The organism is Aquiflexum sp., from assembly GCF_977115555.1.
In genome coordinates this window covers 1-3,565 of sequence record NZ_CDSBKL010000402.1, presented here as the reverse complement: position 1 = coordinate 3,565, position 3,565 = coordinate 1, and the positions used below count along the sequence as shown (strand labels likewise).

Annotated in this window: 3 protein-coding genes; all 3 read right to left on the bottom strand. The window is 40.7% G+C overall.

Annotated features, from left to right (window positions below; genetic code table 11):
- A partial coding sequence (locus tag ACZFYI_RS17390; RefSeq protein ID WP_462525393.1) for an NAD(P)/FAD-dependent oxidoreductase occupies positions 1-1,303 on the bottom strand: 1,303 nt, incomplete at its 3' end.
- Positions 1,296-2,051, bottom strand: a complete 756-nt coding sequence (locus tag ACZFYI_RS17385; protein ID WP_462525394.1) for a DUF547 domain-containing protein — start codon at positions 2,049-2,051, stop codon at positions 1,296-1,298. The genes ACZFYI_RS17385 and ACZFYI_RS17390, both read right to left, overlap by 8 nt.
- A 184-nt stretch (positions 2,052-2,235) precedes the next feature.
- Complete coding sequence (locus tag ACZFYI_RS17380) at positions 2,236-3,108, bottom strand: glycerophosphodiester phosphodiesterase (RefSeq protein ID WP_462525392.1); 873 nt, start codon at positions 3,106-3,108, stop codon at positions 2,236-2,238.
- Positions 3,109-3,565 lie beyond the last annotated feature (457 nt).

Here is a 3,565-nt window from a genome sequence, read left to right as displayed (position 1 = left end):
CCAAGACGGCCTTGTGATGGGATTTGAAGAACTCCGGATTGAAGCTTGCTTTATTCAGGTGGGTCAGCACTTTTTCGAACATCCAACCATCCGAGATGGCTTTGTCAAAGTAGTCATGCCGTAATCTCCAGCCAAAAGCATTCACTCCTTTGATTTTCATATCTGATTTCCCATACAAAAACCGGATCGCAATTTTCCCTCCGTCATCTTCCCAATACAAACTTTCATATTCCTCAGACCAAACCGGAGGCACAAATCCATAAGTTTGGTATTCGATGTCAAAGAATTTGGCAGAATTAAACCAAACGCCTGGCTGATACGGAACAGGCTTTTCTGAGGTCAGGTTGTATGCAAGTGTTTCTCCGTGCATCCTTCCGGTATACCAGACCTGCTCGATATTTCTCCGGTCAGAAGCCGGCGCTTCTTTGAATTCCGCACAATCTCCAATTGCATAGACGTCAGGGATATTGGTTTTGAAAAATCTGTCTACAACCACCCCTCTATTTGTAAATAAGGTAATATTCTTTTCAGAACCCTCCGGGGGTTTGGTTTTTAGAAATCCGATATTTGGACTTACACCTACAGTCAAGCCCACAAACTGACATTCAATCGTTTCGCTGAATTTGGTTTTGATGGCTTTCACCTTTCCGGATTCATCTCCGATGATTTCTCCCAACTCAGTTTCAAGTCTCAGGTCAATGTGGTGTTCCAAGATATGCCTGTTGATCATTTTGGATTCCTCTGTCGGAAGGATATTGTCCCAAAAATTCTTTTCACGCACCAAGAATGTCACCGGAATTTTTCTGCTGTTGAGCATTTCAGCCATTTCTATCCCGATTAATCCTCCACCTACAATGACCGCCCTGCTGATATCTTTGGTATTCGATTCCATGAGTTCCAAGTCCTGATAAGAATACATTCCCTGAACACCTTCCAAATCTTGGCCAGGCCAACCGAACTTATTTGGTTTTGACCCTGTAGCCAAAACCAAAATATCGTAAGCCATATTTTCTCCGTTTGAAAAAAGTAATTTCTTTCCCTCAAAATCAACTTTCTCTACCCAAGCCCTTTTAAGGTTGATCCTGTTTTTTTCCCAAAACCAATCTTCATAAGGTTTGGTATGCTCATATTTCATGTGTCCCATGTAGATATACATGAGTGCCGTTCGTGAAAAAAAGTGATCCGTTTCCCCCGAAATGATCGTTATTTGGGCGGATTCATCCTTTTTTCGGATATTCCTGGCACAGGTTACTCCCGAAATGCCGTTGCCGATGATGACAATATTTCTGTTTGTCTTACTCATTGAGTGACCAATCGTAGTCAAGGTGGGAAACTTTGGCGTTGGGTTTGATTTTGACTTTGGAATATTGGTTAAGATAATCAATTAAACTTCCGTTTTTGGTAAAGTCCTCTTTGAACCAAGAGAAAATGGAAGAAATTTCAACCTTGTCAGCGCTTATTTTATTTCTCTTGGGATCGTTGATAAAAGTGCGGGCTACCAAATCCAATTGTTGGTTTATTTTTTCCGGGATAAATGCTTCATTCAATAACGGCGGACAGGAAAATGAAGCACAGTTGATCGCAAAATGGATTCTTGGCTCCTCAAATTCTTTCCTCAAGATCTTGTGCTCGATCTCATCCAAAGAAGCTTCCTTCCCCCCTATTTTGAAAAATTTGATATGCCAAACGGTATTGATCAAAGGAATTTTGACTGTAGGGTGAAGGTCTTGAATGCTTTTTACAGGATAATTGTCTACGATCAATTTGACAGTAAAGGCATTGTAGGCATTTATCCAATAGGCCAACTGTTCGTCCTTTGACCACTTGCTGCGGTCCGGGGCATTGTTGCTCAGAAGCTCACAATACTTATCAAGCTTGGCCTTGTCCTGGATAAATCCCTTGTAATTGACAATCCCATCCTTGCTTACATGCTTTTTGAGCAATTCGTCAAAGGCCTGATGAGAAGGAGCCGAGGAATTCACCTGACCGAGTTCAGAAGAACCACATGAAAGGTTGAAGAGGAAAAGGGCAATAATTAGGAATATTTTCATCATTTATGAATCTGTTTACAAATTATCCAATCTTGAAGACATACGGAATAAAAATGATTTTAGCTTACGCATTCCTCATTTAAAGAAGGTTAAATGGGAACAGAATCAAATATACAACTGATCTCCACCCTCAATTGTCAGGAGTAAGACAACAGAAAAAATACCTCTAAAAAAGTTTTTGCTTTTACCTTTTGGGTGCAAGATTCGGATAATCCGTAATGATCCCATCCACTCCCAATTCCAACAAGCGCTCCATCTGCTCCGTGGTATTGACTGTCCAAGGGATGACTTTCATTCCTTTTTGATGGAGTTGGTCTACCGTCACTTTGGTCAAAGCAATAAAATAAGGAGAATAAATCTGAGGCTGAAATCCCAACTCAGCAAGCTGTTCGACAGGTTTGGCTGCCGTTTCCACCAACATGGCCAAGGTCACCTTGGGATAAACCTGATGCATGTATTGCAAAACTCTAAAATCAAAGGATTGAATATTGACTCTGTTCCAATCAAGTTTTCCGTCAATTACTTTATACACCATATCAGAGAATTCCTTTGGTACAGGATGGTAAGTTCCATCACCTTCAGGGCTGCTTTTGATTTCAATATTGTAGTTTGGTTTAGGCAATCCCATGTCTGCCACATACTTTTCTACCACATCAATCAGGTCCGCGAGTTTAGGTTTGCTCACATGAAACTTCACCTGCTTTGGGAAACCTGAATGGAATTTGGAACCGCAATCACACTTCAAAACTTCTGAAAAGTCCATCTGATAAATATTATGCGACTTGTCCCCTGCAGCAATTTCATTTCCTTCAGGGGTCAGGCAGATCACAGGATTCATATAGGGTTCATGAGAAACGATGACTACCCCATCTTTGGTCACTGCTAAGTCCAACTCCAAAGTCGTCGCACCAAGATCCAAAGCCTTGATCATGGCCGGAATGGTATTCTCAGGCATCAAACCCCGCGAACCACGGTGTCCTTGGAGGTCATAAGAAAATTGGGCAGAAGCAGACATGATCAGAAAGGAAAAGAAAATGGTGGAAAATAAGGTTTTCATTGGGTTCTGTTTTTTGAACAATTTACAATAGAATTTAAAGTTGACCAGAATTTTGGAGTTAATGTTTCATTAATAAATGGATTGAGATGAATCCTAATTACCGGAAAAAGCTCCGGTTGACCTCTTAGCCGTTGTCCTGCTTCTCCAGAAGCAGGATTTTAAGCAAATTATTTTAGCTTAACCAGAAGTCGGCAGAACCTTTTGTTTTTCTTCTCTATAAATTAGACCAAATTATTTCGAGTCTTGTTATACTGCTTCTTCAGAAGCAGGACTAGACTATGACGAAGTTCTTTTTCTGCTTCTGGAGAAGCAGAATAACCGGTGCATCTCCAGTAGCAGGACAAAAAAAAAATCAATACAATTCAATCTTAACTAAACCCTTCCTTCCCGAATAATCACGGGCTGAACTGAATAAATATTCTTGAGGTTCTTCTACGATTAAATCCTGCACAGGATT